Annotated in this window: 33 protein-coding genes and 1 other annotated feature; of the genes, 2 read left to right on the forward strand and 31 right to left on the reverse strand. The window is 51.0% G+C overall.

The window, feature by feature from the left end; genetic code table 11:
• Positions 1-61: 61 nt before the first annotated feature.
• The 27 genes from GWK77_01960 to rplJ all read right to left on the reverse strand — a co-directional run bounded on the left by GWK77_01960 (position 62) and on the right by rplJ (position 18,036).
• Positions 62-265: a hypothetical protein gene (locus GWK77_01960; protein QHU92936.1), complete on the reverse strand. Its 204-nt coding sequence runs from the start codon at positions 263-265 to the stop codon at positions 62-64.
• 27 nt (positions 266-292) lie between these two features.
• A complete protein-coding gene (locus GWK77_01965; protein ID QHU92937.1) occupies positions 293-1,690 on the reverse strand; it encodes a hypothetical protein in 1,398 nt (465 codons plus the stop codon).
• A 3-nt stretch (positions 1,691-1,693) separates the two neighbouring features.
• Positions 1,694-2,239: a hypothetical protein gene (locus GWK77_01970; GenBank protein ID QHU92938.1), complete on the reverse strand. Its 546-nt coding sequence runs from the start codon at positions 2,237-2,239 to the stop codon at positions 1,694-1,696.
• 10 nt (positions 2,240-2,249) lie between these two features.
• On the reverse strand, positions 2,250-2,570 hold the full coding sequence (locus GWK77_01975; GenBank protein QHU92939.1) for a hypothetical protein: 321 nt from the start codon (positions 2,568-2,570) through the stop codon (positions 2,250-2,252).
• A gap of 198 nt (positions 2,571-2,768) precedes the next feature.
• A complete protein-coding gene (locus tag GWK77_01980) occupies positions 2,769-3,017 on the reverse strand; it encodes a hypothetical protein (protein QHU92940.1) in 249 nt (82 codons plus the stop codon).
• Between the two features lie 80 nt (positions 3,018-3,097).
• Positions 3,098-3,751 carry a hypothetical protein gene (locus GWK77_01985; GenBank protein QHU92941.1) on the reverse strand — a complete coding sequence of 218 codons (654 nt, stop codon included), beginning with the start codon at positions 3,749-3,751 and terminating at the stop codon, positions 3,098-3,100.
• On the reverse strand, positions 3,739-3,975 hold the full coding sequence (locus tag GWK77_01990) for a hypothetical protein (protein QHU92942.1): 237 nt from the start codon (positions 3,973-3,975) through the stop codon (positions 3,739-3,741). Before GWK77_01990 ends, GWK77_01985 begins: the two co-directional genes overlap by 13 nt.
• Before the next feature lie 54 nt (positions 3,976-4,029).
• On the reverse strand, positions 4,030-4,275 hold the full coding sequence (locus GWK77_01995; protein ID QHU92943.1) for a hypothetical protein: 246 nt from the start codon (positions 4,273-4,275) through the stop codon (positions 4,030-4,032).
• Between the two features lie 3 nt (positions 4,276-4,278).
• Positions 4,279-4,605: a hypothetical protein gene (locus GWK77_02000; GenBank protein ID QHU92944.1), complete on the reverse strand. Its 327-nt coding sequence runs from the start codon at positions 4,603-4,605 to the stop codon at positions 4,279-4,281.
• Between the two features lie 13 nt (positions 4,606-4,618).
• Complete coding sequence (ssb, locus tag GWK77_02005) at positions 4,619-5,074, reverse strand: single-stranded DNA-binding protein (GenBank protein QHU92945.1); 456 nt, start codon at positions 5,072-5,074, stop codon at positions 4,619-4,621.
• A 2-nt stretch (positions 5,075-5,076) separates the two neighbouring features.
• Positions 5,077-5,883, reverse strand: a complete 807-nt coding sequence (locus GWK77_02010) for a hypothetical protein (protein ID QHU92946.1) — start codon at positions 5,881-5,883, stop codon at positions 5,077-5,079.
• A 9-nt stretch (positions 5,884-5,892) separates the two neighbouring features.
• Positions 5,893-6,720 (reverse strand): AAA family ATPase, encoded by an 828-nt coding sequence (locus GWK77_02015; GenBank protein ID QHU92947.1) that lies wholly within the window; start codon positions 6,718-6,720, stop codon positions 5,893-5,895.
• A gap of 13 nt (positions 6,721-6,733) precedes the next feature.
• Entirely contained in the window at positions 6,734-7,501 is a 768-nt protein-coding gene (locus GWK77_02020; GenBank protein QHU92948.1) for a hypothetical protein, read from the reverse strand.
• Positions 7,502-7,571: 70 nt separating this feature from the next.
• Positions 7,572-7,772, reverse strand: a complete 201-nt coding sequence (locus GWK77_02025; protein ID QHU92949.1) for a hypothetical protein — start codon at positions 7,770-7,772, stop codon at positions 7,572-7,574.
• Positions 7,769-7,978, reverse strand: coding sequence for a hypothetical protein (locus GWK77_02030; protein ID QHU92950.1), 210 nt, complete (start codon positions 7,976-7,978; stop codon positions 7,769-7,771). Before GWK77_02030 ends, GWK77_02025 begins: the two co-directional genes overlap by 4 nt.
• A 461-nt stretch (positions 7,979-8,439) precedes the next feature.
• Positions 8,440-8,823 carry a hypothetical protein gene (locus tag GWK77_02035; protein QHU92951.1) on the reverse strand — a complete coding sequence of 128 codons (384 nt, stop codon included), beginning with the start codon at positions 8,821-8,823 and terminating at the stop codon, positions 8,440-8,442.
• Between the two features lie 61 nt (positions 8,824-8,884).
• Entirely contained in the window at positions 8,885-9,871 is a 987-nt protein-coding gene (locus GWK77_02040) for a hypothetical protein (GenBank protein QHU92952.1), read from the reverse strand.
• A 74-nt stretch (positions 9,872-9,945) separates the two neighbouring features.
• Complete coding sequence (recR, locus tag GWK77_02045; protein QHU92953.1) at positions 9,946-10,563, reverse strand: recombination protein RecR; 618 nt, start codon at positions 10,561-10,563, stop codon at positions 9,946-9,948.
• On the reverse strand, positions 10,563-10,853 hold the full coding sequence (locus GWK77_02050) for a YbaB/EbfC family nucleoid-associated protein (protein ID QHU92954.1): 291 nt from the start codon (positions 10,851-10,853) through the stop codon (positions 10,563-10,565). The genes recR and GWK77_02050 overlap by 1 nt, the downstream gene beginning before the upstream one ends.
• Positions 10,854-10,893: 40 nt before the next feature.
• A complete protein-coding gene (locus GWK77_02055) occupies positions 10,894-12,354 on the reverse strand; it encodes a hypothetical protein (GenBank protein ID QHU92955.1) in 1,461 nt (486 codons plus the stop codon).
• A 22-nt stretch (positions 12,355-12,376) separates the two neighbouring features.
• On the reverse strand, positions 12,377-13,735 hold the full coding sequence (dnaB, locus tag GWK77_02060) for a replicative DNA helicase (GenBank protein ID QHU92956.1): 1,359 nt from the start codon (positions 13,733-13,735) through the stop codon (positions 12,377-12,379).
• Complete coding sequence (gene dnaX / locus GWK77_02065; protein QHU92957.1) at positions 13,732-15,267, reverse strand: DNA polymerase III subunit gamma/tau; 1,536 nt, start codon at positions 15,265-15,267, stop codon at positions 13,732-13,734. The genes dnaB and dnaX overlap by 4 nt, the downstream gene beginning before the upstream one ends.
• Before the next feature lie 82 nt (positions 15,268-15,349).
• Complete coding sequence (locus GWK77_02070; protein QHU92958.1) at positions 15,350-16,066, reverse strand: DUF2797 domain-containing protein; 717 nt, start codon at positions 16,064-16,066, stop codon at positions 15,350-15,352.
• Complete coding sequence (locus tag GWK77_02075) at positions 16,063-16,221, reverse strand: hypothetical protein (GenBank protein QHU92959.1); 159 nt, start codon at positions 16,219-16,221, stop codon at positions 16,063-16,065. The genes GWK77_02070 and GWK77_02075 overlap by 4 nt, the downstream gene beginning before the upstream one ends.
• Before the next feature lie 2 nt (positions 16,222-16,223).
• Positions 16,224-16,739, reverse strand: coding sequence for a hypothetical protein (locus tag GWK77_02080; protein QHU92960.1), 516 nt, complete (start codon positions 16,737-16,739; stop codon positions 16,224-16,226).
• Positions 16,740-16,976: 237 nt separating this feature from the next.
• Complete coding sequence (rplL, locus tag GWK77_02085) at positions 16,977-17,354, reverse strand: 50S ribosomal protein L7/L12 (protein ID QHU92961.1); 378 nt, start codon at positions 17,352-17,354, stop codon at positions 16,977-16,979.
• Positions 17,355-17,511: 157 nt separating this feature from the next.
• A complete protein-coding gene (gene rplJ, locus GWK77_02090; GenBank protein ID QHU92962.1) occupies positions 17,512-18,036 on the reverse strand; it encodes a 50S ribosomal protein L10 in 525 nt (174 codons plus the stop codon).
• A 96-nt stretch (positions 18,037-18,132) separates the two neighbouring features.
• Positions 18,133-18,269: a sequence feature (ribosomal protein L10 leader region), on the reverse strand.
• A 504-nt stretch (positions 18,270-18,773) separates the two neighbouring features.
• Between rplJ and GWK77_02095 the strand changes: the two genes are divergently transcribed.
• A complete protein-coding gene (locus tag GWK77_02095; protein ID QHU92963.1) occupies positions 18,774-19,202 on the forward strand; it encodes a hypothetical protein in 429 nt (142 codons plus the stop codon).
• A gap of 100 nt (positions 19,203-19,302) precedes the next feature.
• Here GWK77_02095 and rplA read toward each other — a convergent pair whose 3' ends face one another.
• The gene (gene rplA, locus GWK77_02100) at positions 19,303-19,989 is read right to left on the reverse strand and encodes a 50S ribosomal protein L1 (protein ID QHU93416.1); all 687 of its coding nucleotides are present in this window, start codon (positions 19,987-19,989) and stop codon (positions 19,303-19,305) included.
• Positions 19,990-20,438: 449 nt separating this feature from the next.
• Complete coding sequence (locus tag GWK77_02105) at positions 20,439-21,287, reverse strand: hypothetical protein (GenBank protein ID QHU92964.1); 849 nt, start codon at positions 21,285-21,287, stop codon at positions 20,439-20,441.
• A gap of 562 nt (positions 21,288-21,849) precedes the next feature.
• On the opposite strand from GWK77_02105, the gene GWK77_02110 reads away from it, so the two are divergent.
• On the forward strand, positions 21,850-23,139 hold the full coding sequence (locus tag GWK77_02110; GenBank protein ID QHU92965.1) for a phosphopyruvate hydratase: 1,290 nt from the start codon (positions 21,850-21,852) through the stop codon (positions 23,137-23,139).
• Between the two features lie 51 nt (positions 23,140-23,190).
• Here the strand turns inward: GWK77_02110 and GWK77_02115 are convergent, their stop codons facing one another.
• Both GWK77_02115 and rplK read right to left on the reverse strand, forming a co-directional pair.
• Positions 23,191-23,751, reverse strand: coding sequence for a hypothetical protein (locus tag GWK77_02115; protein QHU92966.1), 561 nt, complete (start codon positions 23,749-23,751; stop codon positions 23,191-23,193).
• Between the two features lie 66 nt (positions 23,752-23,817).
• Positions 23,818-24,243, reverse strand: a complete 426-nt coding sequence (gene rplK, locus GWK77_02120) for a 50S ribosomal protein L11 (GenBank protein ID QHU92967.1) — start codon at positions 24,241-24,243, stop codon at positions 23,818-23,820.
• Positions 24,244-24,258 lie beyond the last annotated feature (15 nt).

Raw genomic sequence — 24,258 nt, forward strand, 5'->3', positions numbered from 1 at the left:
GGGGTCAACGCCACTCACGCGTCGCTCACCCTTAGTCCATAGCTGTCTTGATAATTCCCATCTACTTATTACTCCTGTATAGATAAACCGACCAAAATATCAGCTGTACGCCGACAAATACCACTGTGGCGACCTTGCCGCCATAATATAGCCAAATACAAAACGGCACGCCGACAAACATCAGCAGTCCTATCCACGCCTCAATGACAGTATCCCTGTCTGGCTTTTGAAACTTTAATTTGCGCAAAAAGTCTTTCAATTTCATATAGTCCTCTAACTGTAAATATACGGATTACATAATCCCAGCCCACTCCATCACCACTTCATGCCGCAACTGCAGCCAAAAGCCCATCAATACCGAATCGAATATGTCAGGCGATTTGCCTAGTCGCTTCTTGATTGATTCCTTGGATTCCAACACGAACACCTTGTCTTTGTACTCATGGTGGTGCATCTGTGCCTCTTTAATAAACTCATTGAGGAATGGAAAGCTCTCGAGGATTTTCACCTTGCCGCTGTCTAGTCCCATTGCCAGCATGTATGCCACCTGCGACCGTAAATTGTTAAACGCCATCAGCTCCTGTGAATGTTCGGCGTCCTCTCGGCTCTTTGGTTCGTCGCCGAATGTCAGGAATGGGTCAGGCGAAAAGCCAGACTTAAACACCGCAAACTCAGCACCCCGGTCTTTGCCTCCATCGATAACACCAACGCCAACACCCACCCCGTCAACTGCAATATTCTCGTAACCGATAGCGAAATTATCTGAATGTTCAATCAGCCACTCAGCTTGTTTGCCAGTCTCTATCTGCTCGTTCGAGTCTTTGGTGATAATGCCGTCAATTAGCGTTAGGTTTTCCCAATCTACCGCAACGCTACGATCAATTCCATCACGTGCCACGTCATACCCGGTTGTCTTGCGGCCTGATTCGTAACTTTTAACGATAGCCTTGGCAAAGATGCTCGAGCGGAATATCGTCTTGCTCTCGTCCTGGTATTCCCAGTTGTTTTTCAGGTACCGTTCAACCCACCAAGTCGGGTTGGTCATCATAGCATCAATATCTGATTGCATCTGCCATGAATCCGACAAATCAAACTCGACCACACGAATATTTGGCGGTAGCGGCTCATATTTACCATTCCCGCCGTATTTCCAACGCATGTACACCTCTTTAATGTGCTCAACATCATTTGGATTTAGAGTGATAATAGCGATGCTCGGCTGCCCGTTGGTGTTGCGGCGGCCCTTACGGGATCTAGCTGTGGTAAACATCGTCAGAGACAATTCGTCAGCCTCGTCAATATGACTAGCACTGGCATTGATACCTTTAATCTTCTGCCCATTCCTGTCTTTCGTCTCGTCCGCCTCCACAAAGCCAATCTTTGAGCCGTTTGGGAACTTAATTTCATAATCTTGGCCGTTGTATGTGTAGTCCTCACCCTCTTTGAAGTTTTTGCGGTCGAGCATTGTCAGATACGACGGAATTACCGACCGCTTCGCAGTGCTAATATTCTTACGAAACACTGTCCAATACGTCTTCTCGAATGTGTCGCAAATATCGATGCCGACGCTCGCCGCAATGTCTGTCTTGCCAGTACCTACCGCACCAATCAGATAAATAGTATCGACTTCGGGGCAATCGTTAATAATATCGACAACGCTCTGCTGCTTTGGCTTCAATTCTAGCGACATGAACTACTCGCCTTTCGTTTTACGCGGCTTGATGGTCGATACTATCTTTGGCGGTTGCTTCTCGCGAACGTTGACATCCAGGTCGACATGGTCAACTGGCTTGCCAAACGCTCGGTCTAACATATCCTTGATGGCTTTGTTGTCAGGCTTCTGCGTAGCAATGAAATAATACTCGTCGTCCACTCCATCAAGCTCACCATCGAGAAATGCCGCAATAGTCTCAGGGTCGGTAACTTGCTCTGCCGGTAACCGATTGCCCTTGCGGTCGGTCTTTATAACGAACAGCAGCTGCACGCCTGTCGCCAGCCGAAACTGTGCTTCATACAGCTTGTCAGCGTTTCTGGTGATTCGGTCTAAAATCCGCTGCTTCTCTTTCATGCGGTCAAGAACCTTTTGAGTCTTTTTGCCCTTGACTCCGCCACTGCCCTTCCTGGCACCGCCGTGAGTTGACGGTGACGTACGATTGCAACTGGCTACGTGAATATCATAGTTGTCTTGCCGCTTATATTTTCGGCCGCATTTAGGACATGATTTGAAGTCGTCTTTCATGATTATAATTCTAGAGATTGACGCGTAGTTCTTTTGGTATGGACTGTTCGGAAACGGCCGAGATGTGCACGCCGTAACTATTTGCGATGAGCTGTGCCTGCATGAAAGTCAAATCTTTCGTGTTCATCAACTTGCGCAGCATATTTTGGTATGGTTTCTTGTTTCGGTCTTGCCAAGACTGCAAGAGAATGTAGTGCGACAACGGCTTGCATTTTCGCTCGTCACCAATAATAATTGCCTGTTTTGAAATATAATAAATGGCGACCTGCCCGATCTCTTGACGGCGTCGCCTTGTCTTGTCTTGTCTGTCAATTTTTAGCCATTTGACCATGTTTGTTATCCCTCCTCTACCTATGAAATATACAGATTAGGCGCTGGCAATCGCGGCCTCCCAACCGCTCAATCTCACCAGCGCCTAGCTATAAAATGCTTTGACTGTTTTATCAAGCAGTCAAGCGTTCCACTTCAGTCATAAACCTCTCAATCGTTCGATTGTTCTTGCGTTTTTGGCGGAATAACAATCAGCTTGTCAAACGGCAGGATGAATGCTTGACATCCAACAGCTGCTCCAGACAACCACCTTTACGTTTTTGAATATACGGGAACAAAGAATAAGAAACTCTACTACCTGAGTATTTGCTGCATCAAATGGATAAGCCTGACCATGCACTCGCCGCTCCTGTGTGATGTTTTCGTTGATGTTACTAATCAAAGTTCCATCAACGTCAAAGGCTATAATAAAGTTCTCCATTTTGTCACCTGTTGGTAAGCTGTCCATAATCTTCCTTATCTACACGAAATCGTGTATTTTGGTTTACTTTCAATATTCGATTTTAGGTATCATATTTATCCCCCATTTTATGCATCGTCAGATTTTATCGGTGCAACGCCAGCCACAATCTCGTTTCCATCCCAGGCATAATCTGGCGAGGACTTTATCAAAATCGGCTCGTCACGCTTGCCAACATGGATCGTAACGCCACCCATCATGCCGTCGCTCTGCTTGAACTGTCGTAGTGCCTCGATAAGCAATTTAGGATTTACCACAACCGACTTTACCGGAAACGCCTCTGAACTTTTTTGCTCGACGAACGGGCGTGTCTCCGGGAAACGCAGCTCGGTTTGCTCTTGAAATGGAATCTCAGCCTTGATCGGAAAACTCTCATCGATCGGCACCATTTCGCCGTACGGATTTGTGCGAACAATAATTTTGCCGTCGTAAACATACGCTCGGTCAAAGTCAGTCTTCATGACTTTATCAGCGGCAACGAGAACGCTCTGCGGGATATTCATTGAGCAGGCTTTCGCACCAGGCTCGGCGTCAACTTCGCGGCGGATCAGCTTATAGCCGTCTGTAGCGATGAGCGTGGCTTTGTATATACCCTTCTCCTGCTCGACAACCTCCAGTCTGACATTCTCCAGAACCTTATTCTGCGGCGTTGGCTTCTGTGCTATTTTATATACAGCGATCTGCTGCTTGGTTAGCGAAACGATACTGCTCACTTCTCCCACCAAAATCCTTTCTGCCCAGCCTCAGTCTCAGATGGCTTATCGTCTTTCAAGCTGCCGGCTGACTTATTATTTATCTTGACCGCAATGTCTACGCTCCGAACGCCGTGCTCCAGCAACCATTTCTTGGCTCGCTTAGCGTCGGCTTCGGTAGCGTAGGTTTTCGCGTGCGGCTTATTCTTGTCGTCGCTCCAGCGAACCGTGAATGCGCAATTCATCAGAGACATTACGTAGCCTCCAGTTTCTTGCGCTTACGGCGCTGCTTTTTGCGAAGTGCTTTTTTAGTCATTTGGCCTCTCGATCGTGCCGCCAAGCAACTCAAGACGTTTGGTAAACTCTTCCTCAACATCTTTGTCGCTGGGTGAATAAAATGTTTCAAATCCAATAGTAAATTCAAACTCGCTTTTGCCTAGTTCAGGTATGCTCTCGTACCGAAGATTGAATCGTCTACCATCAATGTCAGCATTGACCAATCTATACGCCTGCTTGTCAATCCAGACCGTATGTGGAATTGTAGATCTTACCATTTGTTAATCTCCAAACCTCTCATACATGCAGTTTTCGTGCATGTCTGGATAGTCTTTTCGCTCAGCGTCAGATTTAATGAGTGCCAAATTGCACATGCTACATCTGCCGTACGGTGCGGTTTTTTCAAATTCAGCTAGCTCGTCATCCTGCTTAGGTCGGCGTTTGCTGATTCGGCCGCAAATCCGAGCTGCTTCCCGATTGAGTGCAAAGCCTGTTTTGCTGCCTCTTGATCTCGATCCACCCTTTCTGCCGATTTCACGGTAGAAGTTTGGGTTTTTCGCGAGAATTGTCGCGGCGGCTTTCTTACCGCCCGCTTCCGTTCCTGCCATGATTCTCCTTTCCTTAAAATGGTATTTCGCTTAAATCAATCGGCGTGTCGAGGTCAACGTCCTCGGTAGCTTTCGCCGCTTGTTTAGTTGTTGTATTTGCTGATTTAGTGTCCTCCTCGGCATATCGTTCTGTGGCTGGTGCGGTATTGCTACCACCTTTAGCGTCGCTCAAAAGCTGGAACTGATCGATGATGACTTCAGCCGCTTTACGTTTGATATCATCTTTCTCCCAGATTCTGGTTTGTAATCTGCCAGTTATGCCAATTTGCTTACCTTTCGGCGCGTACTCTGCCAGTAGTTCGGCTGCTTTATTCCAGGCAACGCAATCGATAAAGCTAGCGTCAGCATCTTTGCCGTAGCCGTCAACCGCTAGTGCGAATGAGGCTACGGACTTGCCGCTGTTCGTCGTTTTAATTTCAATGTCTCGGACGACGCGGCCGATTAGAGTTACTGTGTTGATTGCTGCCATATTTAGAAACTCTTTTCTTCGCGAATCTCCACGCCTGGGATTTCACGTAATCCATTGGCGATAGCTTCGCGGATTAGCTTGTCGCTCGGCTCGCAAAGGTATCGTGGCACTAATTCAGGGTTGGTGACCGTGAATACTGTCTTGGTTTTAATACCAGATTTGACGGCTGGCTGCTGTGCTTTAGCAGCTTTGGCCGCTTCAGCCTCAGCAATCTCCTGTTCGCGTTTACGCTGTGCCGCCAGCTTGGCTGCTTCAGCTTCGTCACGTTCAGCGGTCGTCAGTTCGTCTTTACGTGTCAACAACTCGTTGATGGATTTAGTGAATGCCAGCTTGATTTCAGCATGGTTCTGATCAGCTTCAGGTAACTCAGCAAAGATTTGCTTCAGTTCAGTACCCTTTTCGTCGCAAGCCTTTTGGCTACGTAATGATTTAGCATTGGTGTCAAATTTTGCACAGATAGCGTCAACGCGTGCCGCTTCCTCTTCTGCTAGCCGCTCCTGTTCCTCCTGGTAGGCTAGAATCTTTTGGCTGATGTTCTCCAACGCCTCTTCAGCTGGCGCGAGTACATCTTTTTCAGCGTCGATAAATTGCGATTTGACGCTGTCAAAGTTGCGAGTGATCGCTAACCGTGCGTTCTTGACTTCGGTGCGGTGCGAGGTGATCAGCTTGCGGATTGCCACTGCTTCTTTAGCGGTTGCGTCATCAGTGATTTCTTTGGCTTTGGCTTGCTCCAAAAGCTCTTGAGATTTGATTTTGAACGGCGATATCGTAGCAACCTGCGAATCGACGTATTCTTGTAGTTGTGACATATTCCTCCTTTACTTCCTGTCTGCTTCAGATTTACCAAGGCGAGCGTCAGTCATCTCGACGCGTGAGCTTGGAATGGTTGGTTTGGCAGCCGCTTCAATCTGCTCTCGGCTTGCCAATGTCGGCGCCGGTGCAATCCACGCGTACTCAGCGTCGCCTCTTACTCCATCGACGATTTTCGTGAAGTCTGGCTCGATGTAGCGTCCTAGCCGGCCAGTGCGGTCTTTGGCGACGTACTTGTCGCTGGCTGGATCAACGATGATCAGGCGCTTAGTGTCGCCAGTCTCGGTGTCATTTATCGTCGTCATGTAACCGACGATATCCACCAGGTTGACCAGTTCCTCAGATAGCCTTGTGGCGACCATCGGACGTTTAATAACTCGGCCATCATCGTCTTTCTCTTGAACGTGAGCCACGATGACAATATGCTTGCCGCTGTCGCGCATGGTTTTCAGGAAGTTCCGCATGGTCGATTTCAGCCAGCCCCAGCCGGCCATGGTCGGGTTGCCGTCACGCTGGACCAGTTTGCTGTCGGCTCTATTTCGCATGTAGGCGATCAACTTCTCCATCAGCTCGCCAATCGGGTCGATGATTACCGTGTCGTAGTCTTCAGTGAGTGCAATTTGCATGAACTCCTGCATATCGTCCCATTTTTCAATCAGCGCCACGTCGGCCGCGATGCCGCGAAGTCCGAAGTATTTGCTACCGTTCTCGCAGTCAGCGATAATCGGTCGCGGTGCGGTGGCTGCGAACGTTGTTTTACCAACGCCGCCCTCGCCGTAGACAACCATCAGAATTGATGGTTTTTCGGTCGGATCTAAACTATTAAAGACTTTCATATTCTCCTTTCTTTTACAGGCTCCAGTCGCCCAGTTCCCTCACCTCCTCGATGAGGAAATTCGGCTCGCTGTCGCCAAACTTTATGATCTCGTCAACACATGTACGCAGCTTGCGTTCACCAGCTTCGACAAAGTCGATGCCGGCAATCATGAATTGCACGCGGTATGGTGCGACGGTTTCAACCACGCAGTAGGCAAACTTGACTAGCGCCGGGTCTAGCTCTAAGCTTGACGCCGTCACTAGCGTGTAAACCGCTGACTGCAAATCGTAGTGCATTGACTGCGCAGTTTTGAAAAACTTGTCGAACTTTGCGGTAGTTTTCAGGTCGGTTATCATCGCCGATTCATTAGTGCGAATCAGTACGTCAGCCTTGCCTTTCATGTCTACGCCATCGGCGGTGCGAGCGTACATTTCGTGCTCAAAGGTGGCGCCTTTGGCAAAAATGTATTGCTTCGCCAACAGGTGATTCTCGATATTTTTCAAAATCTGATCAGCAGCCTTGAACATGCCTAAAGTGATGATGTGTTTACCAGCAGCTTTCTGCTCATCACGCCACACCTTGGATTCTTTCGAGTAGAAGTTTTCAAATGGGCTGATAGCGAATTGGTCTTCACCGCCGAGCACCAGCATATGCACTAGCTGTCCTAAGTCGATAGCTTTGCTGTCTAGGTCTGGCAGGTCTCCACGTTTAGCGGCAACTGCATAATCGATGCCGTGGTCGAGAATCAACTTCATTGACGAATATGACCACTCTGGTCGGCTATAGTAAGCGTCTGCCACTTACGCCTCCCCCGCCAAAGCTCGGTCGAGAAATGTCGGATCGATTAGGTTTTCTAACTTCTCAAACAAACTATTTTCGTCCATAAAACTTTCCCTCAATCCACTTCATACCTTTATCAAAAATCCGTAGCCACTTCGCTACTTTTACCGACTTGTCAAAATCGTGGTCGTCCAACTCGCGCAGTCTGTCAATAACTCTATCGAGTGGCTCGCGCTTATGTACCGTCACCAGCTGAACTGGTGACGGCATCACGTTTACGTGTATCTTCATCGCCAAATCTCCTTTCGCGATTTTAATTCTTGGATAGTTTCGTTGAACACGCCGTTGAGAAACAGCACGACCGCCAGTACCGCGATTGCCGCGAACTGCACCCACCACAGGCGCAAGTCTGTTGGCTCGCTCATTGCGATTATTGCGGCCGGTAACCCAACTACCCAGCTAATGATTTTTTTGATCTGTTTGTTTTTCGCTGCCATTTTTCAGCTCCTTTCGTTTTACGTACAAGAGTGCTCGCAGTCACTCTCGTACTGTTAGATATCTCGTCTCTGTCGTGTTTTAAGCGGTTTGTAGTCCGCTGTCTCTAATTTCTGACCAGCTGTTACTCAAATCTCTAAAAACCCGCTCTGACGTTTCAATGAAGCTACAAACGCTGAACGTACAGGATTTCTAGCCTCATTTTTACGTCAAATAAAAAAGAATCGACGCGAAGTCGATTCATGGTTGATAGATTTAACTAACAGAGGTAGTCGCTGTTTATATCATGTAAGATTATTTCGTGATTTATATATATCACTAATAGAATAAAATGTCAATGGATTTTGTCAAAAATGTGGTGTAATATTTCTCTCACCTCTGTTATGATTATAAATAAATTTGGGTAGCAATGATGGCTCGCATTCGCTATCGGTGGCCGCTTTCCGCGCTATGTATGCGAAAATCACTGATCCAGCTTTTGCTTGGTCGCCGCCAGATAATACCGATAATAGCTCTCCGGGCCTGAAACGAAAAAGCTGTTATCGATATCGTCGTTCGGACGAATTTCAATATGCTGGTTGTTGGCGTATGGCTTGATGAGGTAAGCGAACTCAAACTCATATTCGCCAGAAATCTGCTTCAACTCCTCGCTCTGATAAAACGGATCAGGATAATCTGTCATTACTAGCGCGAAAAAGCCTCCATTTTTATCGTCAAACAAATGAAACGCCGTGTCGGGACAGAGTGGCACAAGCGACGCCAGCTGGCGAATATATGATGCGCCGTCGAGAATTGGGAATGCTTTGTTGATTATTTCTGGGAAGAGGATATTTGAATAATTGTTCATATGGTAACCGTAATTATAGCAAGAAAAGTGGATAGTTTTGTGGCATGTTCATAAGGAATGACTAGTTTTGCTCCGCTTCTCGCAAAGCCTTATCCACCGCCGTCACCAATTCCCGCACGACTTCGTCATATTCCTCGTACACGCGAAAACCAGCCGCGTACGGATGACCGCCGCCGCCGAAGTAGCCAGCCACGGTGTCGGCGATCGGTAAGTTGCCGCGCAGGCGGGCCGTCAGTTTGCCGTCAGGGTAGGTTTTAATGACGCAGGAAAGCGCTACGCCCTCGACCAACCGCAGTTCGTCGCCGATCAGCGCGCCGGGGTTATAGGCGTCGCTGTAGGCTTGAATTTCTTCAAATGGCACGTGTACCAGCGCCAACTGCCCGTCGAGCAAGTATTCGATTCGCTTAATTAGCTTGCCTTTGTATGCCAAAATCTCCGGCGATTTTTTCATAAATTCGCGCCGCCGTTCTTCGATCTCGGCGTTGGAAGCGCCGAGTTTGGTCAATTCACCAGCCACGTGAAAGGTTGACGCGGTGGTATTTGGCGTGGTGAGACCCAGGCTGTCAGACATGATGGCGATTAGCAAATTCTCCGCCGCTTGCTGGTTGATAGTCCAGCCAGCGTGGGTGAACAATTGGTAGAGCAATTCCCCGGTTGCCACCACGGTGTCAGAGAGCATGGTGTGCTCAAAGCTCAGGGTTGACTCGGCGGTGTGGTGATCGACGACCAAGACTGGGTGTGTTTCCAAAAAGTGTCGTACGCCCGGCGTTTCCAGGACCTTGCTGAGCAAAATGTCAGCGCTGGTATCAACGATGATGGCTAGGTCGGCGTGGGCTGGAAAATCGCCAACCACCCGGTCCCAGCCGCGGATGTAGCGCAGATATTTGGGGATATCGACTGGGCAATATAGCGTCACGGTTTTATCCAAATCACTCAGCACCTCCTCCAGCGCCAAGCTAGAACCCAGGCTATCGCCATCAGGATTCTCGGCTTGGATGATGACGATATTGTTGGCGGGTTGGATGAGTTGCTCGGCGGTGTCAAACATAGTCTTATTATAGCAGATGGGAGTTTCAGTAGTGTACTACTTACCGCGCATGTCTTTTGTGAGGCTCGGGCAATCTACAGCTTCCGCCGCCCCTCCAGCGCGTGCGTCAGCGTGATTTGGTCGGCGTATTCGAGGTCGACGCCGACGGGGATGCCGCGGGCGAGGCGCGAGATGGTGATGGTGAGGCCGGCCTCCTGGAGGTAGCGCTGCAAAAAGAGCGCGGTTGACTCACCCTCGACCGACGCGTTGGTGGCGATGATCAGTTCTTCGGCGTCATCGTGCTTGATCCGCGCAATGAGCTCGGGGATGTGCAGCTGCTCCGGGCCGATGCCATCAATTGGCGAAATCGCGCCGCCCAGCACGTGATAGGTGCCGCTATACTGCCCCGTCCGCTCCAGCGCCACGATGTCCAGCGGCTCTTCAACCACGCAAATCAAGCGTCGATTGCGCGACTCGTCTTGATATAGCGGCGACACCTCTTGATCATGATCAATCAAGGCGAACGTGACCGGACAGGTTTTGACGCGTGTATGCAGCCGATCCAGCGCCCGCGCTAGCTGCTCAGCTCGCCTGGCGTCACGCCGAAGTACGGCATAGGCATAGCGCTCAGCAGTTCGCGGCCCGACACCGGGCAGCCCGCCAAATTCATCAATTAGCGTCGTCAGCGCCGCCGGCAAAATCGTCGGTTTCATTAGAACGGCAAGTTGCCTAGCCCGCCCATCAGCGGTTTCATCGTCTCGGCAGCAACTTCCTGTGCTTTGGCTAGACCGTCGCGAATTGCGATCTGAATCCAGTGCTCCAGCTGCTCGATATTATCGAGGTCAACCATCTTTGGATTAATCTTGATCGACTTAATTTTTAGCTCGCCGGTGATCTGGACAATCACCGCACCGTCGCCGGCTTCTACTTCAATGATTTCTTTACCGAGTTGTTTTTGGGCCTTGCGCAGTTGCTGCAACATCTTGACTTGGTCAAACGCCATAATTATTAATTCCTCCTTGAATTTACCTTTTCATTATACGCTATTTTTTCGCCAATTTGTAGAGGTAAAAGCGATCGGCCCGCTCGGCGTGGCTATTGGTGACGATGCGCTCGAGTGTCCAGCCGTCAGTGTTCGGGTGCGCCATTTGTTCAGCGCGGGTGATGACGAGTGTAGCGCCCTCCGTGGTTGGTTGATTGACGGTGAGTTTGTGCTTGCTATAACGAGCGACGGTTTCGTAGAGCGGCGCCTCGTGCGGGTTAGCGACGAGAACAACGTTTTGCCTGCCGGCGATGGCTTTTTGTAGCAGTGGCAAGTCGGTGCTAAATTCATGTACCGCGCCCGAGAAATGGCGATACCCATTGGTAAAGCGGTCGAGGCCCGAGAGCACCATCACACCGATGAGCGCCATCAGCATCAATAAGCCAGTGATGCGGGCATAAGGATTGCGTGGGAACAGCGAATACCATTGATTGAGCAGCGCCTCGACGCCAACCGCCAGCAGGATAAATAGTGGCAAGATAATAATGCTGGTCATTGATGGCTGCAGCACCAGCAGCGGTAAACTTAGTAGCAGCCAGACGCCGATCATGTATGAACGCGCGGTGTGGTGGTGCTGGATGGTTTTGAAAATGCCAAGCACGATCAGAAACAGCGCCGAAAAGTCGAGCACTGGTGCGATCTGACCACCGATAACGGTCGGCTTAACCCAGAAATAATGATACAGCAGCAACCGCAAATTATCGACCAGCGCCCAGCTGAGGCTGTGAATACCAATCAGTGACTTGAGTAGATCGTGATGCGTCGCGGCGAGGAAAATTGCCGGCGCGCTCGTGAGCGCGAGAACGATGATCGCTGGCAGCCACTTGAAGCGATTGCGCTTGGCGAGTAGCGCGTAGCGGGTGTGCGGGTGGATCAGCGCTACTAGAAGCAGCGTCAGATGAATATACCAAAAATACGGCGTAAACAGGCTCAGACCGACCGTGGCTGCTAGTAGCAGCCGCCACAAGGCCGAGCCCTTAGCCCGCTGAACGATTAGGCTGGCAAAGAGGAGGATGAGCGCAGCGTAGGTGATGTAGAGAATGTGCGGCGTGAAGCTTTGGGCAAAGAAGATCAGCTGGCCAGTGACCGTCATGATGACGAGCGACAGGATGGTGACATTAGGCTTGAACCAGCGCCGCAGCAGGAAAAACACAGCGACGGCGGCGATGAACGACAGGATGAGCGACGGCAGCTTGATAGTGTAGATGGTGACGCCAAATAAACTGAACAGACCGCGCTGCAAGAGGTGGAATGGTAAGTTAGTTTGGGCGAGCGAGCCGAGGTGACTCGGTGAGATAGCATTCGTGGTGCCAAGCGCCTCGATCTCTGCTTCAGTTACGCCGCCCGGAGCATACAAGCTAGCGGCGGTGATAGCCGCACAAAATAGCACAACCAGCGCCATATAGCCTAGCCAATAGCGCCAGCGATAGACAGCCGAGTCGGCAAGTTTGTGCTTTTTCATTGCTATTGATTATAGCACAATTCTAGTCATGCTTGCGATCAAGGCTCATAAAACGCAGGCGCTCTGGATGGAAGTACAGCTGAATCTTGCCGACCGGGCCGTTACGGTGCTTGGCGATGATCAGATCAGTGATGTTTTGGACTTCCGGATTGTCCGGTTCGTAGTAACCTGGGCGGTAAATAAAGCTGACGATGTCGGCGTCCTGCTCAATGGAACCGGACTCGCGCAGGTCGGCTAGCTGTGGAATTGGCGGCGTCCGCGACTCGACCGAACGGCTCAGCTGACTCAGAGCGATTAGCGGCACGTTGAGCTCGCGGGCGATCAACTTCAGGCCGCGGGAAATTTCCGACACTTCCTGGACACGGTTGCCGTTGTGATTGTTGGTGGCCTGCATCAGCTGCAGGTAGTCGACGATGATCAGGCCAATCTCGCCTTCATGTGCTAGGCGGCGAGCCTTGGTGCGCATCTCCAGAATGCTGAGGCCCGGCGTGTCATCGATGTAAATCGGCGCTTCTGCCATCTCGCCCATGGCCTCGGATAATTTCTCAAAATCATCGCCGCTTAGATTACCGGTACGAATATTCCAGCTATCAACGCCGGCCGCATCCGCCAGCATGCGGTCGGTCAGCTGTTCCTTACTCATCTCCAGGCTGAAAAACAGCACCGGCTTTTTCTCGATCGTCGCCACATTGTACGCCAAGTTAGTCACCAGCGTCGTCTTACCCATAGCTGGCCGCGCCGCCAGGATAATCAAATCTGACTTTTGCAGCCCCGCCGTCATAGTGTCTAGATCGCGGTAGCCAGTCCGCATGCCGCGCAGACTGCCCTTGTTGCGGTGAAGCTCCTCGATGCGGTCAAAACTATCGGTCAAGATACTTTCCAGACTGACCAAATCCTGTTTCAATGACTGGTCGGAGACGCTGAATAGTTCGGCCTCGGCTTTTTCTAATAATTCCTGGGTGGTCGTCGATTCGTCATAGCCGAGTTCGGTGATGCCGCTGCTGGCCTTGATCAAGCGCCGCCGCACCGCTGTTTGTGCCACCATTTCGGCGTACGCCGCCGCGTGCGCTGCTGTCGGCACGTAGTTGGTGAGTTCTGTCAAATACGCCGAGCCGCCGATGAGTTCCAGCTCGTCCTTGCGCTTCAGCTCATCAGTCAAGGTCAAGAGGTCAACCGGCTTGTGCTTCTCAAATAGCCGCATCATACCGGCGAAAATCAGCCCGTGGTTTTTATCATAAAAGTCGTTCGGTTTGACGATTTCTGAAGCGTCCGCCAGGACTTCCTCGTCGATGAGAACCGCGCCGAGCAGGCTTTTTTCGGCGTCCAGATTTTGCGGCGGTAGTTTGCCCGCTATGGTTTCGGTTTGGGTTTTTTCGCTCATGATAATTCCTCCAGGTTAACTTCTTCGCCGCCGCCCATCAGCTCGGCAATCTTCGCAAGCTCGGCGTCTTTGGGCGGGGCTTTTTGTCCGATTGTCGCAATATCCAGTTCAGTGCCGGCGACTTGTTGCACAATTGTCGCAATAAGCGGGCGATTTTTCGCATCATCCAATTTCTTTTTGGTAAAGGCATTGCCGGCGTACAGGGTCAAGGTGTTGCCATCTCGCTGCCAACTGCACTGTTGCAACAACGTCGCAATAGCGAACGACTGCTCTTTGGCGAGGGCGATGATTTTATCCCAGTCGATGTCTGTGGCGGTACTTGGTGGGTTGTTTGATGCCGGTTGATTGCCTGCCAGGGTGGCGTTTGCTGCCGTTTTATCCGCAGAGTCGTTAGTTTGCTCCTGTTTCGGGATGGTTTTTGGTGAATCTTCTGGCGGCTGAGCGGCTGGGGCTGGCGCTTCTGGAGTGGCTACTGGTGGCTCCGGTTTTTCTGCTGGCGCTTCTGGAGTGGCTACTGGCGGTTTGATCGCGGCTTTTAAGCTAGCGGTCGACGTGGGTGCGGCCTCGGACGATTTATGAACTACACCTCCAGCACCATCCATAAATATCGTCAATAATTTCAAATCCGGATGTGGATGGCGATCAACCTCAATTAGCTGCTTGACCAATGTAATTAACTCTGGCCGCTGATGTAAGCGCGCTCGCAGCAGCGACAGTAGTTGGTGCGACAGAACGACCGGATCAGTGCCAGTCTTCTCTAGCTCGCCCAGCAGGTTCAGCGCCTCAGGCGCGTCGTGCTGCTGATACAATTCCAGCAGGCTCTCCAGCGTCTCAGTAGCGCTCAGCCCCAGGTACTGGGCAACGTCCGACGCGCTTAGCGGTTTATCAGCGCTGGCTAATGCTGATAATTGGTCGAGCATACTAATGCCGTCGCGAAACCCGCCGCGCGAACGCTCAGCGATCAGCCGAGCAGCCTCCACCTCAATAGTAAATCCTTCTTTCTCGGCAATAGTCATCAGCTGGCGCGCCATGATGTCGACTGAGATGGGGCGAAAGAAAAATTGCTGGACGCGGCTGAGGATGGTAGCGGGCAACTTGTCAGCGTCAGTGGTCGCCAGGATGAATACTACGTGCGCTGGCGGCTCCTCCAAGGTTTTTAACAGTGCGTTAAAGGCAGGCTTGGATAGCATGTGAACTTCGTCGATGATGTAGATTTTTTTCGGCGCGGAAACGGGTGCGACTTGGGCTTTTTCGCGCAGGGCGCGGATATCGTCAACGCCGTTATTGCTGGCGGCGTCAATCTCAATAATATCTAGGTGTGAGGCTTCCTCATCATACGGCAGCTGATTAATCTCATGTGCCAAAATGCGCGCCACCGATGTTTTTCCCACACCGCGCGGACCCGTCAGCAAATACGCATGGGCGATTTTCCCCTGCTCCAGTGCTCGGCGCAAAATGTTGGTCACGTGATCTTGCCCCAACACCTCGTCCAAGCTGCGACTGCGATATTTGCGGTACAGTGCTTGACTCATACTTATGTATTATAGCGCAAAGTGCGGGATTAGTAAGCTGTTTGGCAGTTGATTTAAAGACGACTCGCCTCGCGAGCACACATTAAAACAGCGCCAGCTGCGTGCTGGGTATTGCGATGTCAATGGCGCCGTCAACTGCCTGGGCTTGGTAGCCGATGAACTTTTTCACGTTGTATGCCAGTAGCTGCCCGTCGTAGTCGGTGATGAGGATCGGGCCGATGATACTGACGACTGTGCCGGCCATGGTACTGTTCCCTGTCATGTCAATCACACTACTAAGATCGCGGCCATCCGTGTGAAAATAATCTTCACATGTGATGAATTCTCGGTTTGGGAAATCCAGCCCCAATTGGTGGTGAATGCGCACCAATGCATCAGCCAAGGTTTTTTCTGCTGCCGCAGTGTCCAGTGGGTGTTTGATCAGCCCCAGTTTTTTGCTGGCGGCCACTGTTTCCATGATGCCACTCAGACTGGCAATTTTCGCCTCATATTGCCGGGCGATCAACGCCGAAGTAAACGTCTCTAGTTTCAACGCCAGCCGTGCCCCCTGTTCCAACAGTCGCCGAATACCGCGCTTTTCCTGCGAGATACCGACTTTAATGGCTCCCGGCGCGAAATATGCCAGATAGACGAAGTGCGGCTGCTGATTGATTTTTTCCTGCCGGGTTAACACCGAGTTAGCATGATAAAATGCTGGATTAAACCCTCTTCGGTCACGGCATTTGATGCAGTTCTCATATTTTGTCTCCGCTATTGCCTGCTCTGGGCACGCTTGGCCGCAATGATTCTCAAAATTCACCCGCCGGTACAATATTTGGTCGAGAAATCAAACTCGAGCGACAACTTTCGCCCAAACAATTCCCGCCGCTTAATCTCATCGCCGATTTGACAGTCGATAAACGGCTGGTTATCAGTGTTAAAGCTAGCATAAACGAGCAAAAAGTTATCAGGCATGTTTATAGCGGCGCTTCGACAGCTGCCCATGTGGCGTCCGGATTGTCATCAGGGATGATGATGGTAACTTGGTCGCCGACTTCGATGCGGAAAAACGTGACGCTGGCGAGCAGGATGCGATATTCACGGCCGTTAGCCTCGACGTAGTAAACGCCGTCGTGCTGGACGAGCGTGCCGATGACTTGTTTGCGCGAGACCGGGCCGATTTGCTTGTAGATAAAGCTGCCGTCTTCGGCGATGGTTAATTTCAAGATGTCGCCCTCGACGAGCTTGGACTTTGAGGCATAGTTCGCGGGGATTGGATAATTCTTGCCATCAGGCCCCATCATCATTTGACCATCAAACACGCCCTCAATCACCTTGCCAGCGACATCGTCCGACGAGGTTTTCGGCGTAACGACTTGCCCATCGTCACCAACGATGCTAATCAGCAGCTCCTTGGCTGCCGCTAAGTTGGTTTCTGCTTCTTGGATGAGCGTCCTGAGGCGCTTCACTTGCTTTTCCGGTAAATCAGACATATGGCTCGCATTCCTTGTCTATTTTTGATAGTACGTGAGAGTAATATAGCACTAATTATGTGAGTGTGCAAGTCCCGCTGGCCTATTCGCATCAGCTAACGGCTTGTCTTTCCACAAGGACAACAGATAGTCAGGTAAAAATGTGGTAATTTTTACCCTTGCCAATAAAACACCGCCCGTGATATAAGCTCCGGGCGGCATTTCTCTACGAAAACAATCGGTTGTTTCACGCAAAAATTAGCTTAACTCAACGCTAGCGCCTGCATCCTCGAGCGTCTTCTTGGCAGCTTCAGCTTCGTCCTTTGACACCTTTTCCTTGACTGGTGCTGGTGCGCCGTCGACGATGGCCTTTGACTCGCCGAGGCCCAAGCCGGTGATTTCCTTGACTGCCTTAATGACAGCGACTTTTTGAGCACCCGCGTCCTTTAGGGTGACGGTGAACTCAGTTTTCTCGTCTTCTGCGGCAGCCTCGCCACCAGCAGCTGGACCAGCAACAGCCACTGCAGCAGCAGCTGGCTCGATGCCGTATTCTTCTTTCAAGTGGTTTTTCAATTCGTTAACTTCCAGAACTGTCAATTTGACCAGTTCATCAGCCAATTTTTTAATATCAGCCATGGTATTCTCCTTAGATTATTAATTAGTGATCATCTCGAGTTATCCAATCTTCAACGCCTCCTCTTTTCGCGCCGGGCGCCTTCAGGGGCGCTCGGGCTGCAACGCTTTACTGGAGACTTATGAAGACCGAATAACTCGAGATGATTGATTGCTAAACTTAAGCCGTAGCTTTGGCTTCGATGCCGTCCAGTAAGCCGTGCAAATTGCCGCCAAGTGCGCCCACGGTGTCGTGGACTGGTGAGAGCAGCTGTGCCACCACTTCGGCGATGAGCTGGTCTTTGCTTGGCAAGCCTGCCAGCGCTTTGATGTCAGCTTCGTTGATGCTCAGGCCTTCACCTGAGAAGCCACCGGCCAACTGCAGTGCTGGATGCGTCTTTGCAAACGTGTCCAGAACCTTGGCTGGCATGACCTCATCTTCGGCGCTAATGGCGTAAACCAATTGGCCTGCTAATAAGTCAGTGCCGGTCTCTTTGTAGGTGTCAATGTCCTGCAATGCTACGCGTACCAAGCGGTTTTTGACCACCTTGATGACGACGTTTGCTTCGCGAGCGGCCTTGCGCAGCTCTTGCAATTCAGCCACGCTCAGACCCTGGTACCGCGCAAATGCCGTACCTTTGGCGTCTTTGAGAAGCTCGGTTAGTTCAGCAACCAAAGTTTGTTTTTTATCGCGTGAAATTGCCATAAAAATCCTTTCTTTGATTGAGCTAATTTGTGTGATTCGACCGATTTGTTAACGTGCGGTAATGGAGAATCTGGTTCTGGTCTGCCCAAGTTTTAACTGGGCAAATAAAAACGTCTTTGATTCTCGCACTACCAAAGACGTGATTAAAACAGTTTTGTTTCATCCCTCGGCGGCATTTTTACATCTGTTTTTATACAAATCGCCGCTGTCTTTGGTAATGTTCCTTAGAATTGTAGCAGAAATGACAACGGGATGCAAGACAATGTTGGCTTTATTTTAATGGATTTTTACCCCCAGACACCGTATGCTTCGTGGTTATCAATTGCATAATCAAGCTGTTGCAATATAAAGAACGCACCTTAATACGGGCTTGACTGGCTAACCTTGGAAAACTATAAGCGCTATAATAAACTCGAGGCATGGGATGGTAGTTTTATCATAAAGGAGGGCGAATCCTTGGTACAATACGCCGATGCCGTACGACCGAGGTCAGATAAATAATCTATATAATTAATTGGTACGCTAGAAAAGAGGGTAATATGAATAAAAATAATCGTCATGGAGATAGTTTAGTGAACAAGAAAAAAGCGTCTATCTTAATGATAGCAGTGTTATTATTGGCTGTTACTATTGTCCTATGTCTAATATCATTTTATCAGGTTAATACTCGCAAAAATACGCCAATGCGGACAGTGCAGATGTCTACTATGCATCCTGTCTACGGGTCTGTGGAGTCAATGATCAATGCAAAAGAGACTTCGCTGGTGGCAGAAGCGGTGGTTATGGACAACGGAACGGTACGGTCAGTTCGCGACGTGGCTGATGAGAATGTGCCACCAGATGTGCACACTGACTATGTCATTGAGCTGACAAGAGTTATCAAGGGGGACGCTAGAGTTAAGTCGGCAACTATTGCTCTTATGGGTGGTATCGAAGACAAGACTAACTATGTTATAGAGGGCGTGCCAGCCTTAAAAAAAGGCGACCGCATTCTGGTATTTGCTTCGCATGGGCGTGATGGTAAATATTATCCGCTATCTGGCGGGACGGCGATTGCTGTGCGTGACGACAAAGGTCGGTACAGTTTGACCAAGGAAACGATTGCTGGTAACGGAGATAACGACAGAAGTTTTACTGCAGATAGCTTGGAAAGTATGGTGAAGTAGGCTCGCGGAGCAGTTTAGGTTAATATTGGCATAAAATAACTCCGCTAGATTTCTTGGGCGGAGTTATTCTATTTTGGGTGCGTCGCGCGCGAAACCAATATTACAAACTAGTTTCAACCTTTACACTCGGCCCCATAGTGGTGGCGACGGCGATAGATTTGACGTAAATGCCCTTAAGGCTGGACGGCTTTTGGGTGTTCAGGCTGGCGAGGAAAGCGCGGGTGTTTTCCGCCAGTTTGTCGGCGCCAAACGACACTTTACCAACTGCCAAGTGGACGATGGCCTGCTTATCGACGCGGTACTCGACCTTGCCGGCCTTGGCTTCGGACACCGCTTTAGCGACGTCGGTGGCGACGGTGCCGGATTTTGGATTTGGCATCAAACCACGCGGGCCGAGTAGCCGAGCGTACTTGCCAAGTTTCGGCATATATTGCGGCGTGGCGACTAAGATATCAAAGTTCAATTCTTCCTTATCCAGCTGCTTCAGGAACTCCTCGTCGCCGATGATGTCAGCGCCGGCTTTTTTAGCAGCGGCATGTTCGGTTTCTGGCGCGAAAACTGCCACGCGAACGTCTTTACCAGTGCCGTGTGGCAGTGCTACGGTCGAGCGGACGTTCTGGTCGGCTTGGCGCGGATCGACGCCCAGGCGAACATGGATTTCAACGCTGGCGTCGAATTTGACCGGGCTGGTCTCAGTCGCCAGTTTTAGCGCTTCGTCAAGACTGTACAGTTTATTTTTCTCAATCTTCTTCGCAGCCTCTTGGTATTTCTTGCCGCGGCGCTCCAGGCGCGGACGCGTGATCGGCTTCGGGCCTTTCTTAACATGCGCTTCGGCGTCGTCGGACTGCGGCGTGGTGTCGCCGGCTTCTTTGCGGGCTTCCTTTTCGGCCTTAGCTTCGGCTTCGTCGAGGGCTTTTTGGCTGCGCTTGCCAGCCTTGGCGACGACAGCTTCGCGCTCGGCGATAACGTCTTTATCTTTGGTATCGTGCGGCTTACTGCTCTCAGGCGTGCCTGCTTCAGCTTCGGCAATTGCCGCCTCAATCTCAGCGATAGTGTTCTTTTCGCTGACTGCTAATTTTAGTTCTGCTGCTTTTTCCAGCAGCTCGGCTTTCTTGGCCATACTAATCCTTTCTGTGGTACAAGCGGCGACTCGCGATCTCGGGCGAATCTGCCTCCCAGCATTGATTTGATAATAGTGAAATTATACCTGAAATAATGCAGTAAAGCAACTATGGTTTATGCTGCGAGAGCATCTGTGTCGCCGCTGTTATGGCGCATTAACTTCGAGAGGAAACGACGGTCTGGGATAACATAAATAGTGCTATCGTCATCGTCCAGCGAAAGGGCAACCCGCGGAGCTGGCTCATCATTGGTGTGGTCGGTAATTACACTAAAGCCGGTGGATCTCATGTCGTTAAATTTACTATACGGAAGTCTAGTCCCCTCACTTGTAAATGTAGACCCTTCACCGGAAAACGACCCACTCTTATAGAAATCTTCGCCCAATTGCTGAGTCAATGTTTGTACGCCCCGAGCGATTATCGCAGCACGGTCAGCGGGTGAGCCGGCATATTTGGCGGCATTTTCTATGTCGAGTATTGTCTCGTGTATCTCGGGATTTGTGGCTTGAGCCGAAAAATAATTTGCTAGCAAATCAGCTGGTAGATGAACATCAAATTGGAGAATATTGCCGACTGTCTCTTGGGAGAGCGGAAAATGATGCGTACCTTCCCAGGAACGAATAGCCAGCGCTGCCAGTGTTTGTGGGTGCTTATTGACTGTAAATGTTTTAGCCTCTGGTAGCAGGAGCTTTCCTCTCAGTTGACAAACAGCTAGTCTATTGCCTTCAGTAACATTCGTGATAGTCACTGGTGAGCCGATGTAGTCGTCCGGAAAGTGTGGGATGATGTGCCGCTTGATTATGTTTTCGGGATCCCTATCCGGTGGGAGGTGCTCTCCTCTCTTCGTCACTTCTGTTTTGGTGGCGAGTGCATGATTAGCCTCATCAACTCCTCGCTGAAAGCTTGGACTGCTCAGGATAGACAGCCCATCGGCTATTGGTGAATGATAACGTCTTTCTCCCATAATTAACCACAAGTATAGATGGTAGCACGTTATTCTGCAAGTAATTTGACATACTTGCAATGTAGCGGTACAATTATGTAACTATGAGTAAGGCGGAATTTTTAGGTAGGTGCAAGGACTGTCCGATTGCTGGACCGGCTTGCGAGAACGTGGAGAATAGACGGCGGGCTCTGCCCAAGAGGCTGCAGAGTTAGCTCTAAAGGGGCTGAGCAATAATCCAAATATTCAACTTTTTCGAGATGATGGCGTGCAGATTGATGTTGCAGATCTGGATCCTGAGGTCCTAGGAGAACTTAATAAAGATCTACGTAATCAAGCAGCGGACCGTTTTGATGAGATTGATAAATCTAGAAATTATGTACTGCAGTTTGCCGAGAAGTGTCCCGGTCCGACAACAGCTCAATTTCCGACAAAGACGGGTCGTTTAGTACGAGTGACGGTATGTGATAGCCCTGCACTACCTCGGCAAAGTAGCAGAGAGGGAAACATAGAGCCTGTACGAGTGAGGCGAAGGTCGTAACCCGCTTGCCCCTGCTCTTTTATCTCTGCTACAATAGCGAGTATGAACAATATCACAATCACAGACATTCACGCACGACAAATTTTAGATTCTCGGGGCAATCCGACGGTGGAGGCCGATGTTCGGCTGAGCGATGGCTCATTCGGGCGGGCGGCGGTGCCGTCGGGCGCCAGCACTGGTTCGCACGAGGCGGTCGAGCTGCGTGACGGCGACTTGGCGTATGGTGGCAAGGGTGTACTCAAGGCGGTCGAGCATGTCAACACTGAGATTGCGCGGGCGCTGCGTGGCATGGATCCATTTGCGCAACATCGGGTTGATGAGCGGATGCGGCAGCTGGACGGTACGCTGAATAAGGGGCGGCTTGGAGCGAACGCGATCCTAGCGGTCAGCCTAGCAGTTGCCAAGGCGGCGGCTGAGTCTAAGGGTATTGAGCTTTTTGTCTATGTCAATCAGCTGGCGAATGCTGGCACGATGAGCCTGCCGATGCCGATGATCAATGTGATGAACGGCGGGCAGCACGCGCTCGGTGCTACTGATATTCAGGAATACATGATCATCCCAGTCGGCGCATCGACGTTCGAGGACGCGATGCGGATGAGCGCCGAGGTGTTTCACGCGCTGGCGAAAGTGCTCAAGGCCGAGGGCTACCCGACGACCGTTGGCGACGAAGGCGGCTACGCGCCGCATGTGCGCGGCGGCAATATGGAGCCGGTCAAGCTGCTGGCACGGGCAATTCAGCAGGCTGGCTACAAGTTGGAGCAGGACTTTGCCTTTGCTCTTGACGTGGCCTCGAGCGAATTCCATGAGGGCAATGGCCAGTATCGGCTGGAGACGGAGCATCGCACGCTCGACGTGAATGGCATGATCAAGATGTACAAGCAGCTGCGGGCTGAGTATCCGGTGGTGTCGATCGAGGATGGACTGGACGAGGAAGCCTGGCACGACTGGCAGACGCTGACGACAGAGCTTGGCTCGACGACGCAGCTGGTTGGTGATGATTTGTTGGTGACGAATGTAATGCGGCTGGACCGGGCGATCGCTGAAAAGGCTGGCAACGCGATTTTGATCAAGCCAAATCAAATCGGCACGCTGAGCGAGACCATTCAGGCGGTGATGATGGCGAAAAAGGCCGGCTGGAATACGGTGATGAGCCACCGCTCGGGTGAGACTGAGGACGTGACAATTGCTCATCTGGCGGTCGGGCTCGGTACCGGCCAGATCAAGACCGGCTCGATGTCGCGTTCAGAGCGTATCGCCAAATACAACGAGCTGATGCGCATCGCCGAGATGCGACCAGAGCTAGAGCTGGTGCGGCCGTTCAAGCAGTCGTAGTTCATAGGTTACGAGACAAGACGTCGGGCGCCTGGTTGGCTGTAGTGGAAGTTATTGCCGCAAGGCAACCAGCTGCCCGTCGTCAGTAAATTTGATGATCCGTGAAGGCATTACCCCTGTCACTTCCCCGCTGTCAACGTAGACAGCCACCTGATCGCCAAAATACGCGATCGCCTCGTTGATTGTGGCGGCTGGTGGCTGCCCCGCGGGGTTAGCACTTGGTGCGAGCAGTGGACCGACTAGCTGAATCAGCTCAGACAATGCTGTGTCTGGTGGTACGGCACGAAATGCCAAGGTCGCGTCAGTACGTACTAGGTGCGGCATAAAGTCGGGGCTGACCCTGGCAGCAATAGTGGTCGGCCGTTCGCAGTACAGCTGGTCATAGATATACCGCTGCTTGGTGGTGAGGCCAGGGATATCGTTGGCGCTACTAAGCAGGATGATGCAGGATTTGGTGCGGTCACGCTGGCGGACGCGGTACAGCTCATCAACTGCCCTCGGGGTATCAGCCCGAGCGAGCAGGCCATAAATAGTGTCAGTCGGCGCCACGACGAGTTTATCGGCTCGCAGCGCCTCGATAACGGCAGTATCAAGTAAGTTTTTGATGATCACCAAATGATTATACCACAATAAAATTGCTCCCACGGCAGGGAGCAATTTTGGATGAACAGGTGTAAATTAGGCGGCGACTTCTACGCCCATTGAGCGAGCGGAACCAGCAACGACTTTCATCGCGCCTTCGATGTCGATGGCGTTTAGCTGATCCATTTTTGCTTCAGCAATTTCCTGAAGCTGTGCGCGAGTGATTGTGCCAACTTTCTCGGCGTGCGGCTTGCCTGAACCCTTTTGAATGCCGGCTTTTTCGCGGATCATGTCATCGACTGGTTGCCCCAGACTCTTCCACGTAAAGGTGCGGTCTTCGAACACCTGAATGTGGACAATAACGTCCTTGCCCATCATATCTTTGGTGGCGTCGTTGAACGGATTGATGAAATCCATCATATTCAGCCCCCACTGACCGAGGGTTGAACCGACTGGTGGTCCGGCGGTTGCTCGTCCGGCAGGGATGCGTAATTTTAGATTACCGATAACTTTCTTTGCCATAGTTTCCTCTTACTT

It is taken from the genome of Candidatus Saccharibacteria bacterium oral taxon 488, assembly GCA_010202645.1.
Lineage (GTDB): Bacteria > Patescibacteriota > Saccharimonadia > Saccharimonadales > Saccharimonadaceae > Nanosynbacter.